This is a genomic window from Microbacterium sp. K35, assembly GCF_004794375.1.
GTDB lineage: Bacteria > Actinomycetota > Actinomycetes > Actinomycetales > Microbacteriaceae > Microbacterium > Microbacterium sufflavum.
The window spans coordinates 1-18,338 of sequence record NZ_SSDM01000176.1; the positions used below are offsets into that span (position 1 = coordinate 1).

18 protein-coding genes are annotated in these 18,338 nt (G+C 71.4%); 7 read left to right on the plus strand and 11 right to left on the minus strand.

Features of this window, described 5'->3' with window-relative positions; genetic code table 11:
- The 4 genes from DW299_RS06680 to DW299_RS06695 all read right to left on the minus strand — a co-directional run.
- The coding region (locus DW299_RS06680; RefSeq protein WP_136036119.1) for a 5-oxoprolinase subunit B family protein at window positions 1–688 on the minus strand (688 nt) is incomplete at its 3' end.
- Complete coding sequence (locus tag DW299_RS06685; protein WP_136036120.1) at window positions 688–1,488, minus strand: putative hydro-lyase; 801 nt, start codon at window positions 1,486–1,488, stop codon at window positions 688–690. The genes DW299_RS06680 and DW299_RS06685, both read right to left, overlap by 1 nt.
- A 1-nt stretch (window position 1,489) precedes the next feature.
- Complete coding sequence (locus DW299_RS06690; RefSeq protein ID WP_136032807.1) at window positions 1,490–2,254, minus strand: LamB/YcsF family protein; 765 nt, start codon at window positions 2,252–2,254, stop codon at window positions 1,490–1,492.
- A 4-nt stretch (window positions 2,255–2,258) separates the two neighbouring features.
- Complete coding sequence (locus DW299_RS06695) at window positions 2,259–3,536, minus strand: NRAMP family divalent metal transporter (protein ID WP_136036121.1); 1,278 nt, start codon at window positions 3,534–3,536, stop codon at window positions 2,259–2,261.
- 172 nt (window positions 3,537–3,708) lie between these two features.
- On the opposite strand from DW299_RS06695, the gene DW299_RS06700 reads away from it, so the two are divergent.
- Window positions 3,709–4,365: a GntR family transcriptional regulator gene (locus DW299_RS06700; protein ID WP_136036122.1), complete on the plus strand. Its 657-nt coding sequence runs from the start codon at window positions 3,709–3,711 to the stop codon at window positions 4,363–4,365.
- Window positions 4,366–4,382: 17 nt separating this feature from the next.
- Here DW299_RS06700 and DW299_RS06705 read toward each other — a convergent pair whose 3' ends face one another.
- From DW299_RS06705 to DW299_RS06730, 6 genes are all read right to left on the minus strand, one after another.
- Complete coding sequence (locus tag DW299_RS06705; protein WP_136032801.1) at window positions 4,383–5,054, minus strand: TetR/AcrR family transcriptional regulator; 672 nt, start codon at window positions 5,052–5,054, stop codon at window positions 4,383–4,385.
- A 158-nt stretch (window positions 5,055–5,212) separates the two neighbouring features.
- The gene (locus DW299_RS06710) at window positions 5,213–6,211 is read right to left on the minus strand and encodes a LacI family DNA-binding transcriptional regulator (protein WP_275090546.1); all 999 of its coding nucleotides are present in this window, start codon (window positions 6,209–6,211) and stop codon (window positions 5,213–5,215) included.
- A gap of 91 nt (window positions 6,212–6,302) precedes the next feature.
- The gene (locus DW299_RS06715; RefSeq protein ID WP_205814342.1) at window positions 6,303–7,769 is read right to left on the minus strand and encodes a GH1 family beta-glucosidase; all 1,467 of its coding nucleotides are present in this window, start codon (window positions 7,767–7,769) and stop codon (window positions 6,303–6,305) included.
- Window positions 7,770–7,774: 5 nt separating this feature from the next.
- A complete protein-coding gene (locus tag DW299_RS06720) occupies window positions 7,775–8,665 on the minus strand; it encodes a carbohydrate ABC transporter permease (protein ID WP_136032796.1) in 891 nt (296 codons plus the stop codon).
- Complete coding sequence (locus DW299_RS06725; RefSeq protein WP_136036124.1) at window positions 8,662–9,705, minus strand: carbohydrate ABC transporter permease; 1,044 nt, start codon at window positions 9,703–9,705, stop codon at window positions 8,662–8,664. The genes DW299_RS06720 and DW299_RS06725 overlap by 4 nt, the downstream gene beginning before the upstream one ends.
- 115 nt (window positions 9,706–9,820) lie before the next feature.
- On the minus strand, window positions 9,821–11,131 hold the full coding sequence (locus DW299_RS06730; RefSeq protein ID WP_136032792.1) for an ABC transporter substrate-binding protein: 1,311 nt from the start codon (window positions 11,129–11,131) through the stop codon (window positions 9,821–9,823).
- 145 nt (window positions 11,132–11,276) lie between these two features.
- Between DW299_RS06730 and DW299_RS06735 the strand changes: the two genes are divergently transcribed.
- From DW299_RS06735 to purQ, 3 genes are all read left to right on the plus strand, one after another.
- A complete protein-coding gene (locus DW299_RS06735; RefSeq protein ID WP_136032790.1) occupies window positions 11,277–11,810 on the plus strand; it encodes an adenine phosphoribosyltransferase in 534 nt (177 codons plus the stop codon).
- 71 nt (window positions 11,811–11,881) lie between these two features.
- The gene (gene purS, locus DW299_RS06740) at window positions 11,882–12,130 is read left to right on the plus strand and encodes a phosphoribosylformylglycinamidine synthase subunit PurS (RefSeq protein ID WP_136032788.1); all 249 of its coding nucleotides are present in this window, start codon (window positions 11,882–11,884) and stop codon (window positions 12,128–12,130) included.
- A complete protein-coding gene (gene purQ, locus DW299_RS06745) occupies window positions 12,127–12,834 on the plus strand; it encodes a phosphoribosylformylglycinamidine synthase subunit PurQ (protein ID WP_136032786.1) in 708 nt (235 codons plus the stop codon). Before purS ends, purQ begins: the two co-directional genes overlap by 4 nt.
- Before the next feature lie 74 nt (window positions 12,835–12,908).
- Here purQ and DW299_RS06750 read toward each other — a convergent pair whose 3' ends face one another.
- Window positions 12,909–14,195: a YyaL domain-containing protein gene (locus DW299_RS06750; protein WP_240745333.1), complete on the minus strand. Its 1,287-nt coding sequence runs from the start codon at window positions 14,193–14,195 to the stop codon at window positions 12,909–12,911.
- Window positions 14,196–14,425: 230 nt separating this feature from the next.
- Between DW299_RS06750 and DW299_RS06755 the strand changes: the two genes are divergently transcribed.
- The 3 genes from DW299_RS06755 (at window position 14,426) to DW299_RS06765 (ending at window position 18,217) form a co-directional block, all read left to right on the plus strand.
- A complete protein-coding gene (locus tag DW299_RS06755) occupies window positions 14,426–15,322 on the plus strand; it encodes an SDR family oxidoreductase (RefSeq protein WP_136032784.1) in 897 nt (298 codons plus the stop codon).
- Between the two features lie 145 nt (window positions 15,323–15,467).
- Entirely contained in the window at window positions 15,468–17,132 is a 1,665-nt protein-coding gene (locus DW299_RS06760) for a glycoside hydrolase family 13 protein (RefSeq protein ID WP_136036125.1), read from the plus strand.
- A 77-nt stretch (window positions 17,133–17,209) separates the two neighbouring features.
- Window positions 17,210–18,217 (plus strand): LacI family DNA-binding transcriptional regulator, encoded by a 1,008-nt coding sequence (locus tag DW299_RS06765; RefSeq protein ID WP_136036126.1) that lies wholly within the window; start codon window positions 17,210–17,212, stop codon window positions 18,215–18,217.
- The last annotated feature ends 121 nt before the right edge of the window (window positions 18,218–18,338 follow it).

The window sequence follows — 18,338 nt, forward strand, 5'->3', positions numbered from 1 at the left end:
CGCGCGCCCCCTGGGTCGCGGAGGCTTCTCCGCCGCGCGGATCCGCGCCGCCGGCGCTCTCGGCCGACGCGACGACCGCGGCCCGCTCGGCCCGCACGAACCGCACCCGCCGCCCGGGTGCGAACAGTGCGGGAGGGTCGCGGTCGATGTCCCACATGGCCAGGTCGGTGCGGCCGATCAGCTGCCAGCCGCCGGGGCTCTCGCGGGGGTACACGCCGCTGAAGGCTCCGGCGAGCGCGACCGAGCCCGCGGGCACGCGCGTGCGCGGCGACGAGCGGCGCGGCACGTCGAACAGCGCGTCGTCGCTCACCGCATAGCCGAAGCCGGGCGCGAAGCCCGAGAACGCGACCCGCCAGTCGGCCGCGAGGTGACGCGCGACGAGCTCTTCCGCCGACACCCCGAGCAGCGTCGCCGTCTCGTCGAGGTCTTCCCCGTCGTAGCGCACCGGCACCTCGACCTCGCCCGCATCGGGGAGCTCGGCGGCGTCGACCTCGGTCGCGGCGAGAACCCCGGCGAGCGCGGCGGCCGTGGTGCGCAGCGGGTCGTAGCGCACCAGCACCGTGCGCGCGCCGGGGATGCGCTCGACCACGCCGGGCACGCCGTCCCACGCGAGGTTGAGCCGCATGGCCTGTTCGAGGTCGTCCGCCTCGACCAGGAGCGCGCCGTCGGAGGCCGTGAGGATGCGCATCAGACCCGGTACTCCGCATCCGGCACGTCGGTCACGAACATGTAACCGGGAGCGTGTGTCACGGCGAACGGCGGCTTCGACGCCATGATCGCCGCCTGCGGGGTCACACCGCAGGCCCAGAACACGGGGATCTCGCCGTCGCGCAGCTCGGGGGCGTCGCCGAAGTCCGGGGTCGACAGGTCGGTGATGCCCAGCGAGGCCGGGTCGCCGATGTGCACGGGTGCGCCGTGCACGGCCGGCGTGCGGGCGGAGATCTGCACGGCGTCGGCCACGCGGTCCGCGGGGATCGGGCGCATCGACACGACCATCTCGCCGCGCAGCCGTCCGGCCGGCGCGCAGTCCACGGCCGTGCGGTACATCGGCACGTTGCGCCCGAGCTCCTGGTGACGGATGGGGATGCCCGCCTCGACGAGACCGGTCTCGAACGTGAAGCTGCAGCCGATGAGGAACGCGACGAGGTCGGGCTGCTCGGCCCACGCGGCCGTCGCGTCGGTCACCTCCTCCGCGAGCTCGCCGTCGCGCCAGATGCGGTAACGGCCGATGTCGGTGCGGATGTCGCTGCCCGGCGCCAGCCGTGACTCCACCTGGCCCTGCTCGATCACCTCGAGCACGGGGCAGGGCTTCGGGTTGCGCTGCGCGTACAGCAGCGTCTCGAACGCCCAGTCGGCCGGCACGGCGATGAGGTTCGCCTGCGTCAGTCCCGGCGCGACGCCGCTGGTGGGCGCGGAGTGTCCCGCCCGGTGCGCGGCGCGGGCGGCGCGCGCAGCGGTGAGCTGGTCGGTGGTGGCGAGCACGGACATGTCAGACTCCGGCGAACGGGGCGATCGTGATGCCCTCGGCCTGCAGCAGGCGCTTCGTCTCGGCGGCCATCGCGACCGAGCCGGGGCTGTCGCCGTGCACGCAGATGGACTGGGCGGACACCGCGACATCGGTGCCGTCGATCGCCCGGATCACGCCGTCGGCGGCGAGGCGCACCATGCGCTCGGCGACCGCGGTCGGGTCGTGCAGCACGGCGCCCTCCTCGGTGCGCGACACGAGCTGTCCGTCCGGCTGGTAGGCGCGGTCGGCGAAGGCCTCGGCGGCCACCGCGAGCCCCGCCCGCTGTGCGACGTCGAGCACCACGCCTCCCGCGAGCCCGAGCAGCACGAGCGAGGGGTCGACCGCACGGATCGCCGCCACCACGTCTTTCGACTGCCGCTCGTCGCGGGCGATCGTGTTGTAGAGCGCGCCGTGGGGTTTGACGTACGAGACCCGACCGCCCACCGCGGCCGCGAGCCCCAGGAGTGCGCCGAGCTGGTACTCGACGTGAGCCTGGAGCGTCGCGGAGTCGATGTCGACCTTCGTGCGCCCGAAGTTCTCGTAGTCGCGGTAGCCGGGGTGCGCGCCGATCACGACGCCTCCCGCCACGGCCGCAGCGAGCGTCTCGCGGATGCCCTCGGGGCTGCCGGCGTGGAAACCGCACGACACGTTCGCACTCGTGACGATGCGCAGCATGCTGGCGTCGTCGCTGACGATCCGGTCGGGGACGTTCTCGCCGAGGTCCGAGTTCAGGTCGATGGTCGCCATGTCGTCACGCTCCGATTCCGAGGAAGGCGAAGATGGGGCCGATCGAGACGGCACCCATGTACCAGGTGAGGGCGGTCACGACGGTACCGGCGATCAGCAGCCACATCGGGTACTTCCGGTCGCCGAGCAGGTCGCGCCGGAACCAGCCGATGTACATGAACACCGTGAGGCCGATCGGCAGGATCAGGCCGTTGAAGCCGCCGACGAACACGAGGATCGCCGCGGGGGCCGTGCCGATCGCGAGGTAGACCCCGAGCGAGACGACGATGAAGGCGACGGTCGCGAGCTGCAGGGGCCAGCCGCCGTGCAGCTTCGCGGTGAACGTCGACAGGAACGTGGCCGAGGTGTAAGCCGCGCCGATCACGGAGCTGATCGCGGCGGCCCAGAAGATCGCGCCGAAGATGCGCAGACCCGCGTCGCCCAGCACGGCGCCGAACGCCTGCCCGGCCGGGTTCGCGGCCTGCGACGAGAGGTCGAGCGCCACGCCGGAGGCCACCACCCCGAGGATGGCGAGGAACAGCACGTACCGCATGATGCCGGTGACGAGGATGCCGTTGGCCGCGGCGCGCATGACGGGCTTCGCGTACTGCGGGCCGACGTGGCCGGAGTCGAGGTAGCGGTGCGCACCGGAGTAGGTGATGTAGCCGCCGACGGTGCCGCCGACGATGGTGGTGATGGTGGCGAAGTTGAGCTGGTCGGGCACGAACGTCTGCCGCAGCGCGTCGCCGATGGGCGGCTGGGCGATCAGGGCGACGACCACGGTCATCACGATCATGCCGATGCCGAGGACGATGAGCACGACGTCCATCACCTTGCCGGCCTTCTTCACCAGGAAGATGATGATCGCGAGCGCCGCGGTGAGTGCGCCGCCGATCTTCGGGTCGATGCCGAGCAGGGCGTTGAGACCGAGGCCACCCCCGGCGATGTTGCCGATGTTGAACGCGAGGCCGCCGATCACCACGAGCACGGCGATGACGTGCCCGGAGAACGGGATGGCGCTGTTGGCGAGCTCGCCGGCGCGCTTGCCCGAGGAGGTGATCATGCGCCAGATGTTCAGCTGCACCGCGATGTCGACCAGGATCGACACCAGGATCGCGAACGCGAACGCGGCCCCCATCTGCGCCGTGAAGGTGGCGGTCTGCGTGATGAAGCCGGGCCCGATGGCGCTCGTGGCCATGAGGAAGATGGCGCCGATGACGGCACTGCGTCCCGCGCGCTTCTTCGCGTGGGCGGCGCGGGCCTCGTCCTCCGGGGAGAGGGCGGCGGTGGACTGCTCGGACATAGGGGGGTCCCATCGTCGTTGGTGGGTGTCGGATCGATACCCAGTGTAGAACGGACAGACACCGATTGTTCAACAATCATGTTTCCGTCGTGCTACAGCGCGATTGCCGTCGTGTGATTCCCGCCGAGACCCGATCCCGGCCCGCCGCCCGCCCCGCACCTACGATGAAGGCATGAACCAGCAGGGCCCGCTCGCCGACGTGCTCCGTCAGCTCATCATCGACGGCGACGTCGCCCCCGGCTCCCGCCTGTCGGAGTCCGCCCTCGCCGAGCGCTTCGACGTGTCGCGCAACACGCTCCGCGAGGCGTTCCGGGTGCTCGCGGAGCAGGGCCTTGTCGAGCACGTCCCGCACCGTGGGGTCTCCGTGGCTTCCCCGTCGATCGCCGACGTGATCGACATCTATCGCGCCCGCCGCATCATCGAGTGCACGGCCCTGCGCCAGTCCGAGCCGGAGCACCCCGCCGTGCAGCGCATGAGGGAGGCGGTCGCGGCCGCCGAGGCCGCCGTGGCCGGCGTCTCCCACGACGACGCCGCCGCGTGGCGCACGGTCGGCAGCGCGAACATGGCGTTCCACGTGGCGCTGGTCGACCTCGCCGACAGTCCGCGCCTGGCTCGCACGTACCGCAACGTCGCGGCCGAGCTGCGTCTGGCCTTCCTGAAGATCGACGACCCGCGGGCGCTGCACGAGCCGTTCGTGCGCAAGAACCGCGCCGTGCTCGACACCTTCCTCAGCAGGGGCGCCGAGGCGGGCGCCGCCGAGCTCGAGCGCTACCTGGTGCAGTCCGAACGGGTGGTGCTCGGCGCGTTCGCGCGCATGCACCTGGACTGACGCACCGGGCACCGAGGTCAGGCGTTCGGGTCGGGCCGGAGCGCCCAGGTGGCCCGGGGCCGGGGCTCGCCGGTCCGCGGCGGCACGTCGAGGGGCATCGGGGCCGCCGGTTCCGGCAGTCCGTAGCGCCGGTGCAGCCAGCGCCGCGCCTCCTCCAGCGGATACGTGTCTCCGAAGACGCAGTACTTCACGAACACGCCCTCGAGGGTGCTGCGGAGCATGACCTCCTCCAGCGCGGGGTCGTCGGCTCCGCGCGCGCGGAACACCTCGCGCACAGCGTCCTCCGCCGCGGTCGCCGCCTCGGCGTGACGCTGCTCCGATTCCGCGAAGAGCCGGTGCGTGGAGGGCTGCTGCTGCATCGCGAGCACGGCGCGCTGGAGCGGCATCGCGAACGCGGTGGCCATGAGGGCGCCGTCGATGATCGCGGCCAGCATCTCGTCGGGGGTGCCGTCCACCCGCGCGAGCCCGAGCACGGTCTCGAACCAGCGGTCGATCACCGCGGCGACCAGCTGCTCCTTGCCGCCGAAGTGGTAGTTGACCAGGCCCTGGGCGACGCCGGCTCGCGAGGTGATCTGGGCGATGCTGGCGCCGGCGACTCCGCGCTCGCTGAAGACCGCGATCGCCGCCTGCAGGATGTTCTCGCGGGCGCGCTCGCGCGCCTGGCGGTTCTGCTCGTCGGTTCGGGCCATGCGGCGACCACCTCCCGGGGTCACAAGAATATCGCCGCTCCGTGTAGCGTGTACGTTGAACGTCTGTTCAGTTCATGCGTTCGCGGGGTTCGCCCCCACCCGACGCACGGGTGCATCCCTGGCCATGAGGGGGCGTCAGGGCCGCACCCGTGCGCGCGTCAGGCCGAGCCGCGCACCACGAGCTCGGTGGGCAGGATCGTCGTCTGCGGCGGGTCCTCCCCCGCCAGCCGCGACAGCAGCACGCGGGCCATGGTCTCGCCCTGCGCATACATCGGCTGGCGCACCGTGGTGAGGGCCGGATCGGTGCTGACCGCCACCGAGGAGTCGTCGAAGCCGACCAGGGCGATGTCCTCCGGCACCCGCACCCCCGCCGCGCGCAGCGCCGTGAGCGCTCCGCGTGCCATCAGGTCGCTCGCCACGAAGATCGCGTCGGGACGACCGGACGCGAGCAGCCGACGAGCCGCCTCCGCACCGCTCGCCTCGCTGTAGTCGCCCTCCTCCTCGGCGCACGGCGCGAGACCCGCATCCGCGAGCGCATCCCGGAAGCCCTGCACGCGGTCGGTCGAGGAGATCATCGACAGCGGACCGGAGATCGTGGCGATCCTGGAGCGCCCGATGTCGATGAGCCGCTGCGTGGCCACGCGCGCCCCGGCCACGTTGTCGACATCGACCACGTAGTCGCCCGCGCTGCGGCGCACCGGCCGCCCGCCGAACACGACCGGGACCGCATCGGCGATCCGGTCAACGAAGCCGTCGCTCGCATGGTGCGACACGATGAGGGCGCCGTCGACGCCGCCGTTGCGCACGAAGCTCGTCATCTTGTCGCCGGGGTCGTCGCTCGCGATCAACAGGTTGAGCAGGTAGTCGGAGCTGCCGAGCGCCCCGGTGATCCCGGCGACGATGGCCGCGAAGAACGGGTCGCCGAAGAACCGCGTCGTGTCTTCCGGCACGATCAGCGCGATCGCGTGCGTCTGTCGCGAGGCGAGAGAGCGGGCCGCCCGGTTGGGCACGTAGTTGAGATCGTCGATCGCGGCGCGCACGGCCGCGAGGGCCTCGGGGCTCACCGCCGTCGAGCCGTTCACGACCCGCGACACGGTCGAGCGGGAGACACCCGCCGCGGCCGCGACCTCTTCGATGGTCGCCCTGGGCGACATCACCGCACGCTCTCTTCCATGGCCCTATTGTCGACCACGCGATGCCCCGCCGGAGACCACGGATCGCCGGGCGACGCCGCGCCGCCCGCCCCGATCAGGCCCTGGCCGGCTCACCGGGGACGGGCGCCAGCTCCCTGGCCGCGATGATGCGACGGTACTCGTGGGCCGAGTCCTTCAGCGTGCGCTCCTGGGTGTCGTAGTCGACGCGCACGATGCCGAACCTCTTGTCGTAGCCCCACGCCCACTCGAAGTTGTCGAACAGCGACCAGTAGAAGTAGCCGCGCACATCCACGCCCGCCTCGACCGCATCGAGCACCGCGTCCAGGTGCAGGCGCAGGAACTCGGTGCGGTCGGCATCGTGCACGCGCGTCTCACCGTCCTCCACCACGGGCTCGTCGTCGTAGGCGGCGCCGTTCTCCGTGACGTACAACACGACCCCGGCGGGCTCGGCGTACTCGGCCCACACGCGCTGCAGCAGTCGCGTGAGCCCCTCCGGCTGCACCTCCCAGTGCTGCGCCGTGCGGGGCAGCCCGCGCTCGACCGCGTGGATACCGTCGCTCGACGGGTACGGGCTGCGCGTGGGTCGGGAGGTCGCCGGGCCGCCCTCCTCGGCGGTCGCGGTCGTCGCGGGCGCCGTGCCGGAGACGAGGTCGCCGTGGTAGTAGTTCACGCCCTGCGTGTCGATGGGCTGCGCGATGGTCTCAAGGTCGCCGTCGCGCACCGCTGCCTCGAACCGCGCGACCGCCTCGGGGTCGACCGCGCGGATGTCCTCGACGACGTCCGCCGGGTAGGAGCCGCGGTAGATCGGGTCGAGGAACCAGCGGTTGAACTGCCCGTCCAGGCGCCGGGCGGCATCCACGTCGGCGGGGTTCTGCGGGTCGGCGGGGTCGGCGACGGTGTGGTTCAGCGTGATGCCGAGGTTGAGCGACGAGTCGCGCCCGCGCAGCTCCTTCACCGTGGCGCCGTGGGCGAGCAGCAGATGGTGCGACGCGAGCAGCCCCTCCGCGATGCTGGTGTGCCCCGGCGCGTGCTCGCCGCCCGTATAGGAGAGGAACGACGAGCACCACGGCTCGTTCAGCGTCGTCCACACGTTCACGCGGTCGCCCAGCGCGTCGTGCACGGTGCCCGCGTACTCCAGGAAGCGGTCGACGACGTCGCGGTTCGTCCAGCCCCCGCTCTCCTGCAGCGCCTGCGGCAGGTCCCAGTGGTACAGCGTGAGCCAGGGCAGGATGTCGGCCGCGAGCAGCTCGTCGACCAGGCGGCTGTAGAAGTCGACGCCCGCCCGGTTCACGGCCCCGCCGTCGGGCCGCACGCGCGACCACGACGTGGAGAACCGGTACGTCTGCAACCCGAGGTCCTTCATGAGCGCGACGTCCTGCGGGTACCGGTGGTAGTGGTCGCACGCCACATCCCCGTTGTCGCCGCCGACCACCGCGCCGGGCTCGCGCGCGAACGCATCCCAGATGGAGGCGGTGCGCCCGTCCTCGAAGGCGGCACCCTCGATCTGGTAGGCCGCCGTCGCCGCGCCGAAGAGGAAGTCCGAGGGGAAGGCACGCGTCATAGGGGTCATCCTTTCACCGCGCCCGCCATGATGCCACTGACCAGCTGCCGCCCCGCCGCCACGAAGAGCACGAGGAGCGGGAGGGTCGCGAGCACCGCACCGGCGAGCACGATCGAGTAGTCGATGTAGTAGCCCGACTGCAGCTGGCTGAGGGCCGTCTGCAGCGTGGGGTTCTGGGGGGAGAGCACGATCAGGGGCCACAGGTAGTCGGTCCACGCGGTCATGAACGTGAACAGGCCGAGGATCGCCATGGCCGGACGGGCGGCGGGCACCCCGACCGTCAGGAACGTGCGGAACTGTCCGGCGCCGTCCATGCGGGCCGCCTCGATAAGCTCGTCCGGGATCACGTCCACCAGGTACTGCCGCATGAAGAACACCCCGAATGCGGTCACCAGGGTCGGCACGATCACCGCGCCGATGGATCCGGTCCACCCGAGCTCGCGCATCAGCATGAACAGGGGGATGATGCCGAGCTGCGTCGGGATCGCCATGGTCGCGATCACGAACACCATCAGCCCGTCGCGTCCCCGGAACCGCAGCTTCGCGAAGGCGTAGCCGGCGAGGGTGGAGAAGGTGACGACCGAGAGCGTGATGATCGAGGAGATCAGGACCGAGTTGCCCAGCGCGAGCCAGAACGGGATCGCGTCGAACACCTTGGCCGCGTTGGCGAGGAAGTTCCCGCCCGGGATCAGCGGCAGCGTCTCCCCCCTGGTCGCGTTGGTGCCGCTGGCGACCACGAACGACCACCACAGGGGGTAGGCGCTGCCGAGCACGAAGGCCGCGAGCAGCCCGTAGGTGAGGAATCCCGGGCGGCTGCCGATGCCGGCGGTGCCGGATGCGGCGCCCCGACGGCGGCGGATGCGCTCCGGGACGCTGAGGGCCTGCGTGGCGGTCATCGCGCCTCCTCCTTGCTGGTGCGGGCGCGACGGCGGGCCGCGCGGTTCTTCGGGGCGTCGCCGGTGGAGATGCGCCGCGAGACGAGGAAGTTGATCAGGCCGATGCCCACGATGAGCAGGAACAGCAGGATCGCGACCGCGGAGGCCTCGCCCAGGTTGCGCCGGAAGAAGGCCAGCTCCCACAGGAACAGCACCGTGGTCTGGAACTGCCGGTCGCTGCCGCCGATGCCGCCCGCGGTGGAGACGTCGAACAGCCGCGGTTCCGCGAAGATCTGCAGGCCGCCGATCGTGGCCGTGATGATCACGAAGATGAGGGTGGGGCGGATGGTCGGGATCGTGATGGAGAAGAAGCGCCGCGCGGAGCCGGCGCCGTCGAGCGCGGCCGACTCGTACAGGTCCCGCGGCACGGCCTGCATCGCGGCGAGGAGGATGAGGGCGTTGTAGCCGGTCCACCGGAAGTTCACCATCACCGCGATCGCGATGTGCGACAGGACCGTGTCGTGCTTCCACTGCTGATCCGCGATGCCGATCAGGTTCAGCAGGTTGTTGGCCAGGCCGTCCGCCTCGTTGAAGATGCTCGAGAAGATGATGGCCACGGCGACCGGGGTCACCACGAACGGGATGAGCACGCTCATGCGCCAGAACGTCGGGGCGCGCAGACCGCGGTCCAGCAGGTAGGCGATCAGCAGGGCGACCGCGAGCTGCGGGATCGCGGAGAGCAGGAAGATGCTGAGCGTGTTGCGGATCGAGTTCCAGAACATGCCGTCGCCGAGGATCTCGACGAAGTTGCCGAGCCCGACGAAGTCGCCCTCGCCCTTCAGCAGGTCCCACTCGTGCACGGCCACCCACACCGTGTACAGCAGGGGGAAGAGGCCGACCAGTCCGAACAGCAGGAAGAACGGCGAGATGTAGAAGTACGGCGACGCGTTCTGGTCGAAGCGGGAGAGGCGGTGCCGCCAGGGCCGCTTCGCACCGGTGTCGGCGGGCGGACGCTGCGACGACGCGGGCACCGTGTCGGGGCGGTCGTGCGTGAGTGTCATGGGGTGTCCTCGTTCGGTGGGGGCGTCCTTCGTCTCGCTCCGCTCGCTCAGGAACCGGAGGCACCGGTTCCTGAGCGAGGAGCGCCGGCGACGAGACGAAGGACGCCCCGGGTGATCAGCCGACCAGCTCGTTCAGCAGGCCGATGGCCTGGTCCCACGCGCCCTGGGTGTCGGTCTCGCCGCGGTCGAGGCTGCTGAGCGCCGGACCGAACACGTTCTCCTGGATCACGGAGTCGTCGGCGCCCTTGAACTGCGCGACGACGCCCTTGGCACGCTCGGCGAGGATCGCCCCGGTCGGCGCGTCGTTGAAGAACGCGTTGGGGGTGGCATCCGCGGCGAGGGTCTCCTGCGCCTTCACGGTCGAGGGGAAGTTGCCCGCGGCGGCGGACTGCTTCACCTGCTGCTCGGGCTGCGTGAGCCAGTCGGCGAGCTCGGCCGCCGCCTCCTTGTGCTGTGAGGTCTCCGGGATGGAGAGGAACGCACCACCCCAGTTGGCCGCGCCACCGGGGAACACGTCGGCGAAGTCCCAGCCGGTCGAGGCGTCGCCGCCGCCGGCCTCGATCTGCCCCTGCACCACGCCGAGCATCCAGCCCGGGCACACGAACGTCGCGAAGGTGCCGTCGACGAACGACTTGCCGCCGTTCCAGTCCCACGCGGTCTGCGCGGCGGACTGGCCGCCCTCGGTCGCGGCGCCCAGCAGCTCGAAGCGCTTCTTCAGCTCGTCGTTGCCCTCCACGTTGAGCTCGCCGTCGGCGGTGTAGTAGCCCTCGTCGAGCTGGTTGACCATGGCGTTCCACACGAAGCCGGAGTGGTCGTACCAGGCCTTGCCGGTCTTGGCCGTGTAGTCGGCGCCCACCTGGAAGTAGTTGTCCCAGTCGCCGTTCAGCAGCTCGGCGACGGACTCGCGGTCGCTGGGCAGACCGGCGGCCTCGAAGGCGGCGCCGTTGTAGCAGATGCCGCTCGGGCCGATGTCGGTGCCGTAGCCGATCACGCGGCCCTCGGCGTCGGTGGCCTGGCCGTACTTCCAGTCCACCCAGTCGTCCTTGCGGTCCTCGATGCCGTAGTCGCGCAGGTCGACGAACGTGTCGGACACGTCCATGATCGCGCCGAGCCAGCCCTCCTCGATCGCCACGATGTCGCTGAGGCCGGAGCCGGCGGCGATCTTGGTGAACGCGTCGGTGCGGGCGTTGCCGCCGGTGTCGATGTTGGTGGCCTCGATCTTCACGTTCGGGTGCGCCTTCTCGTACTCGTCGTAGAGGTCGTCGTAGCCGAAGGTGCCGAACGTGGTGACGGTCAGCGTGATCTCCTCGTCGGCGCTGCCGGCGTCACCGCCGCCGTTGCCGCCGGAGCAGCCGGCGAGGGCGAGGGCGGCGACGGATGCCAGGGCGACGGGCGCCAGGATCCGGGTGCGGGCACGTGTGTTCACAGTTCACTCCTTTGTGGGTGGTCGTGCGGTGTGGTGCATCGGGATGGCATGGGAGCGCTCCCACGGCCATGGTCTGCAACCATATGGGAGCGCTCCCACGGTGTCAAGCGCGGAAGCACCCGGGAAGGCGGCGTACCCTTGACCGGTGCCCGAAGCCACGCTCTCCCCCGCCCTCATCCGCGCCGAGTCGCTCATCCGCAGCATCCCCGACTACCCCGAGCCCGGGATCGTCTTCCGCGACATCACCCCCCTCCTGGCCGACGCCGAGGCGCTGCGGGTCACGACCGAGGCGATCATCGAGCCCTTCGCCGGGCAGTTCGACGTGGTCGCGGGCATCGAGGCGCGCGGCTTCATCCTCGCCGGCGCCGCCGCCATCGCCGCCGGGGTCGGGCTCATCCCCATCCGCAAGGCCGGCAAGCTCCCGCGTCCCGCCGCCTCGGTCGACTACGCCCTGGAGTACGGTACCGCCACGATCGAGATGCACGACGACCTCCCGGCGGGCTCCCGCGTGCTGCTCATCGACGACGTGCTCGCCACCGGAGGCACCCTCGCCGCGGGCCGACAGCTCGTCGAGCGTCTGGGCAGCCACGTCGCCGGGATCTCCGTGCTGTTCGAGATCGACGGCCTCGGCGGCCGCGACGCGATCGGCGACCTGCACACCGTCTTCCACTCCGCCTGACCCCGCGGGGAGCGCCGGTGCGAGGGCAGTAGACTGGGGGCGCCCGTCCACCCGCGACTCCTGGAGCCGTCATGCCCACCATCGTCGTCGACGTCATGCCCAAGCCCGAACTGCTCGACCCCCAGGGGAAGGCCGTCTCCGGCGCTTTCGCCCGCCTGGGCGTGGACGGCTTCACCGACGTGCGCATCGGCAAGCGCTTCGAGCTCACCGTCGAGGGCGAGGTCACCGAGGAGGTGCTCGCCGAGGCGAAGCGCCTCGCCGACGAGGTGCTCTCCAACGCCGTGATCGAAGACGTCGTCGGCATCGAGGTGGCCGAGTGACCACGCGCATCGGGGTCGTCACCTTCCCCGGCTCGCTCGACGACGTCGACGCACAGCGCGCCGTCCGCCTCGCGGGCGCCGAACCCGTCGCCCTGTGGCACGGCGCACACGATCTCGAGGGCGTTGACGCCCTCGTGCTGCCGGGCGGTTTCAGCTACGGCGACTACCTGCGCGCCGGGGCCATCGCCGCCCTCTCCCCGATCATGACCGAGGTCAAGGAGGCCGCCGCGAAGGGCCTGCCCGTGCTCGGCATCTGCAACGGCTTCCAGATGCTGGTCGAGGCGCACCTGCTGCCCGGCGGACTGATCCGCAACAACCACCAGCATTTCGTGCGCCGCGACCAGCGCCTCACGGTCGAGAACGCCGACACCGCGTGGACGAACGCCTTCCGCACCGGCCAGGAGATCGTCATCCCGCTGAAGAACGCCGACGGCGGCTACATCGCCGACGAGCAGACGCTCGACCGCATCGAGGGCGAGGGCCTGGTGGCGTTCCGCTATGCGGGCGTGAACCCGAACGGCTCGCTGCGCGACATCGCCGGGCTCACCAACGAGGCGGGCAACGTCGTGGGGCTCATGCCGCACCCCGAGCACGCCACCGAGCCGGGCTTCGGCCCCGACACGACCGCGGCCATGCGCAGCGGCGTCGACGGCCTGGGCTTCTTCGCGAGCGCGATCGCCGCAGTCGCCCGCGTCGCCGCCTGACGCACGGGCGCACGCCGAAGCCTCAGCCGCGCGACCTCTGACGCACGGGCGCCCCCCCCGGGTCGGCCGCGGCGTCACTCGCCCGAGGACGCGGCGGCCGCGGGAAGCGCGAACGGGTTGTCGGCGGCTGCCGCCAGCAGGTACCACGCGGTCGTGCCCGTGTGCAGGCTCGCGTAGTAGAGGTCGCCGAAGCCGGAGTCGAGTCCGTCGGTCGAGGTCGCCACGATGCCCTTGCCGTCGCCGTTCACCGCATCGCGCTGCGCCAGGCGGATGTCCGCGAGCAGCTCGTCGGCCTGGGCGGCGTCGCCCGCGGCATCGCGCAGCCGGAGTGCCAGGGCCAGGTGCCCGCTGCCCTCGAACCACGCCTTGGACACGTCCACATCGCTGATCGAGGGGCCGCGGTACGGGCCGTCCGTGGCCATCAGGTGCCCGAGCGTCCAGTCCAGGGCGGCACCGTAGCGGGCGTCCCCCGTGCCGAGCGCGCTCCAGGTCTGCGCATCGAGCGGGACGGGACGGGTGTTGACCGTGCTGCCGTCGAGCAGGGTGCCGGTGTCGACGTGGCCGTCCGCGCTCTGCATCGCGGCGACGAATCCGGCGGCGACGGCCGAGCGCTGCGCCCACACGGCGTCGCCCGTGAGCTGGGCGAGCTGGGCGAAGAACCCGGCGACGTCGGTGTTGTGCTCCGTCGACTTCCACTCCAGGGAGGCCCCGGTGTCGGTCTGGCCTCCCGTGTAGCCGTACGGCGCCCTGGTCATGTCAGCGGTGTTGTCCTGGATCCAGTTCGCGGTGCGCAGCGCGCCGTCGAGGTACCGCTGCTCGCCCGTCGCGTGGAAGAGGCGCGCGAGGGCCATGCCCACCCAGGCCTGGTTGCCGGTGAAGCTGCCGGGCCCGGTGATCTCGACGCGCCCCTGACGGATGCCGTGGGGCTCGTAGGAGGCGCGCGTGCGCCCGTCGCCGATCGGGTCCTCCTCCTGCACGAACAGCAGGGTGTCGCCGATCGCGCGGGCGCGGCGCAGGTCGTCCGGCAGGCCGCGGGCCGTGTAGGCGATCACGACCAGCGCGTCGTCGTACACGAAGGAGGGGGTGAAGTCCCACGTCGGGGTGGTGAAGAAGCCGCCCTGATAGCTGCGCGGGAGGCAGTGGCCCGCGCCGTCGCAGAACTCGTCCACCCTGGCATCGAGGAACTCGTAGGCGAGTGCGACGGATGCCGCGGGGTCGGCCGTCACGTCGGTTCCGGTCTCGGCGCGCGGGGCCCGACTGTCCGACATCGCGGGTGCGGCGCCGAGCAGGACCACGGCGGCGACGAGCGCGGCGACGGCGCTGATCGGGGCGGAGCGGCGCACGGCGACCAGGGGCGACACGACACGAGCGGTGCCCGGTCGGCGCGGGGGACGGGACGGAGCGGGGGGCACGGTACCGAATGTGCCAGATCGCGACACGCCGCTGAAGAGCCTTTCGTCCACATCTCCCGTGCGATATGGCGAGGGCCCGCGCGTGTAGCAAAGCCGGCCCGGGCGTGCAAGGCGTTTGCGGCCTCTCGGCAACGATCCGACGATGGGAGCCAGTCCACGATCCCCCGGAAAGGACGACCATGTCCCGCGACCAGTACACCTTCACGAACCCCGCCGAGCTCTACGCCGACATCCAGCCGCAGAAGCAGCACATGCCGGAGCCCGGCCTCGACGCCGACCTGACCCCGAAGGCCGACCTCGGCGAGGACACCTACCGCGGCACGGGGCGTCTCACCGGACGCAAGGCCCTGATCACCGGGGGCGACTCCGGCATCGGCGCGGCCACCGCGATCGCGTTCGCCAGGGAGGGCGCCGACGTGGCGATCTCCTACCTGCCCGAGGAGGAGGCGGACGCGAGCCGCATCGCCGGACTCCTCCGCGACGCCGGAGCGACGGTCGCCACGATCCCCGGCGACCTGCGCGACCCGGAGTACTGCCGCACGCTCGTGGCCGAGGCCGTGGCCGCCCTGGGCGGGCTCGACATCCTCGTCAACAACGGCGGCAAGCAGGTGTACCGCGAGTCGCTGACCGACCTGACCGACGAGCAGTTCGACGACACGTTCAAGACCAACGTGTACGCCATGTTCTGGATCACGAAGGCCGCGCTCCCGCACCTGCCCGCCGGGTCGACCATCATCAACACCACGTCCATCCAGGCGTACTCGCCGTCGGACATCCTGGTCGACTACGCCTCCACGAAGTCCACGATCAACGCGTTCACGAAGGGTCTCGCCCAGCAGCTCGCACCGAAGGGCATCCGCGTGAACGCGGTGGCGCCGGGCCCGATCTGGACGCCGCTGCAGCCCAGCGACGGACAGCCCCAGGAGAAGATCGAGAAGTTTGGCGAGGACACGCCCCTCGGCCGCATGGGGCAGCCGGCCGAGCTCGCGCCGGCATATGTGTTCCTCGCGTCGCCGGAGTCGAGCTACGTGATCGGCGAGACGCTGAACGTGAACGGCGGCATGCCCACGCCGTGACCGTGCCCCATCGCCCGGCCGCTGTCGGCGACGGGAGCCGCCGGGCGATGGAAACAGCACGCCACCGACCGGGTACGCGGACTGCTCCGAACCGATTCGATCCGCGTGGTGGTGAGAGTGTAAGCGTTTGCAGTAGCCTGTTCGCATGGCACAGCTCGAACAGTTCGCAGCCCCCGGTACCGAGTGGTGGCGCAGCGCCGTCATCTACCAGATCTACCCCCGCTCCTTCGCGGACGCGTCGGGCGACGGCATCGGCGACCTGCCGGGGATCACGCGCCGGCTCGACTCCCTGCAGGAGCTCGGCGTCGATGCGATCTGGCTGAGCCCGTTCATGACGAGCCCGCAGCGCGACGCCGGCTACGACGTCGCCGACTACCGCGACGTCGACCCGCTGTTCGGCACCCTCTCCGACTTCGACGACATGCTCGCCGCCGCACACGACCGCGGCATCCGCGTGATCGTCGACCTGGTGCCCAACCACTCGTCCGACCAGCACCCGTGGTTCCAGGCGGCCCTCGCCGCGGGACCGGGCAGCCCGGAGCGCGCGCGCTACATCTTCCGCGACGGCAGGGGCGAGAACGGCGAGCTGCCGCCCAACAACTGGGAGTCGGTGTTCGGCGGCGGCATGTGGCAGCGCGTGACCGAGGCCGACGGCACGCCCGGCCAGTGGTACCTGCACATCTTCGACGCCACGCAGCCCGACTTCGACTGGAACAACGAGGAGGTGCAGGAGGAGTTCCGCTCCATCCTGCGCTTCTGGCTCGACCGTGGGGTCGACGGCTTCCGGGTCGACGTGGCCCACGGCATGATCAAGACCGAGGGGCTGCCCGACTACACGCCCCCCACCGACGCCGACTCCATGGGCGGTGGCGAGTCGAACGTGCCCTACTGGGGCCAGGACGGCGTGCACGAGATCTACCGCGACTGGCACCGCGTGCTGGCCGAGTACGACGGCGACCGCGCGCTGTGCGGCGAGGCCTGGATGCCGACGCTCAAGGAGACCGCACTGTGGGTGCGGCCCGACGAGATGCACCAGACCTTCAACTTCCCGTACCTCATGACCGAGTGGGACGCGAAGGCCCTGGGCGATGTGATCCGCGAGTCGCTCGACGAGTTCGGCGCGGTCGGCGCGCCCAGCACCTGGGTGCTGTCGAACCACGACGTCGTGCGCCACGCCTCGCGCCTGGCCCTCACGTCCGAGAACCCGCAGGGCGAGGGCATCGGGCCGAACACGCCCGACAAGCCCGACACCGCGATCGGCCTGGCGCGCGCCCGCGCCGCCACGACCCTGATGCTGGCCCTCCCCGGCTCGGCGTACCTGTACCAGGGCGAGGAGCTCGGGCTGCCCGAGGCCATGGAGATCCCGGACGAGTTCCGGCAGGATCCCACGTGGTTCCGCACCAACGGCGAGCGCTACGGCCGCGACGGCTGCCGCGTGCCGCTGCCGTGGGAGGCCGAGGCCCCCGCGTTCGGCTTCAACGACACCGGGCTGTCGTGGCTCCCGCAGCCCGCGGACTGGGCGGCCCATGCCCGCGACGTGGAGGAGGTCGACCCCGCGTCGACCCTCGCCCTGTACAAGCGCCTGCTCGCCGGGCGCCGCGAACACGGCTTCGGTACCGGCTCCCTCGTGTGGGAGGACGCGGGGCCCGACGCGGTCGCGTTCCGCCGCGGCGAGGTGCACGTGCTCGCCAACCTCGGCACCGCCGCGCTCCCCCTGCCGGACGGCGCCCTGATCGTGCTGCGCAGCCAGCCCTTCGACGGCCCCGACCTGCCGGTCGACACCGCCGTCTGGTACACCACCGCGGCCTGACCCGCCCGTTCCCGTCGCGGTCGCAGACGCTGCCCGCAGCGCGCGACCGCGACGGAACAGGAACCCCAGGAGGACCCATGGCGAGCATCGACGAGGTCGCCCGGCTCGCCGGCGTCTCCACCGCGACCGTCTCCCGCGCGCTGAGCGGACGAGGGCAGGTCTCGGAGTCGGCGCGCGAGCGCGTGCGCGCGGCCGCGCAGTCGCTCGGCTACGTGGTGTCGTCGCGGGCCTCGAGCCTCGCCTCGGGTCGCACCCGCAACATCGGCGTGGTGGTGCCGTTCCTCGACCGGTGGTTCTTCAGCACGGTGCTGTCGGGGGTGTCCGCCGCACTGATGCGCGCCGGCTACGACATCACGCTCTACAACATCACCGCCGACGAGGACGTGCGCCGTGACGTGTTCGGCACATTCCTGCGACGGCAGCGCGTGGACGCGGTGATCGCCGTGTCGATCGAGCTCGACGAGGACGAGACGCAGCAGCTGCTCGACCTCGGGCTGCCCGTGATCGCGATCGGCGGCCCGAACCCGAAGCTCGACACGCTCACGGTCGACGACGTCGCGGTCGCACAGCTCGCCACGGAGCACCTCATCGGACTCGGCCACACCCAGATCGCGCACATCGGCGCGAACCCCGAGTTCGACCTCGACTTCCACATCCCCACCAACCGCCGACTCGGGTTCGAGCGGGCCCTCGCGACGGCCGGGATCCCGCTGCAGCCGGCGTTCCTGGAGCCGGCCGACTTCACGGTCGAGGGCGGCTACCGGGCCGCGAAGCAGCTGCTGGGCCGCCCGGGCCCGCGCCCGACCGCGGTGTTCGCCGCCTCGGACGAGATGGCGATCGGGGCGCTCCTCGCCGCCCGCGATCTCGGATTCCGCGTGCCGGAGGACCTGTCGATCGTGGGCATCGACGGCCACGAGCTCGGCGAGTTCTTCCGCCTCACCACGGTCGATCAGTTCCCCCTCGGGCAGGGCGAGCGCGCGGCGGCCGCCGTCCTGGCGAAGCTCGCCGATCCCGAGGCCGTGCGCCCTCCGGCCGCGCTGCCGTACGAGCTCAACGTGCGCGGTACGACCGCCCGCCTGGTCTGACCCGCCGCGGCCGAGACGGCCCCCGCGGGAATCACCCTGGTGATCCTGCGAGAGCCACCTGTCCCCCCCTTTGCGCCCTCGATACCGTGCCGAGCAGACACGTGTTTCGACCGGAGGGAGA

Coding starts and splice junctions, on each gene's coding strand:
- DW299_RS06685 (WP_136036120.1), bottom strand. CDS start 1,488: ATGTCCGTGCTCGCCACCACCGACCAGCTCACCGCTGCGCGCGCCGCC.
- DW299_RS06690 (WP_136032807.1), bottom strand. CDS start 2,254: ATGGCGACCATCGACCTGAACTCGGACCTCGGCGAGAACGTCCCCGAC.
- DW299_RS06695 (WP_136036121.1), bottom strand. CDS start 3,536: ATGTCCGAGCAGTCCACCGCCGCCCTCTCCCCGGAGGACGAGGCCCGC.
- DW299_RS06700 (WP_136036122.1), top strand. CDS start 3,709: ATGAACCAGCAGGGCCCGCTCGCCGACGTGCTCCGTCAGCTCATCATC.
- DW299_RS06705 (WP_136032801.1), bottom strand. CDS start 5,054: ATGGCCCGAACCGACGAGCAGAACCGCCAGGCGCGCGAGCGCGCCCGC.
- DW299_RS06715 (WP_205814342.1), bottom strand. CDS start 7,769: ATGACGCGTGCCTTCCCCTCGGACTTCCTCTTCGGCGCGGCGACGGCG.
- DW299_RS06720 (WP_136032796.1), bottom strand. CDS start 8,665: ATGACCGCCACGCAGGCCCTCAGCGTCCCGGAGCGCATCCGCCGCCGT.
- DW299_RS06725 (WP_136036124.1), bottom strand. CDS start 9,705: ATGACACTCACGCACGACCGCCCCGACACGGTGCCCGCGTCGTCGCAG.
- purS (WP_136032788.1), top strand. CDS start 11,882: ATGCCCACCATCGTCGTCGACGTCATGCCCAAGCCCGAACTGCTCGAC.
- DW299_RS06755 (WP_136032784.1), top strand. CDS start 14,426: ATGTCCCGCGACCAGTACACCTTCACGAACCCCGCCGAGCTCTACGCC.
- DW299_RS06760 (WP_136036125.1), top strand. CDS start 15,468: ATGGCACAGCTCGAACAGTTCGCAGCCCCCGGTACCGAGTGGTGGCGC.
- DW299_RS06765 (WP_136036126.1), top strand. CDS start 17,210: ATGGCGAGCATCGACGAGGTCGCCCGGCTCGCCGGCGTCTCCACCGCG.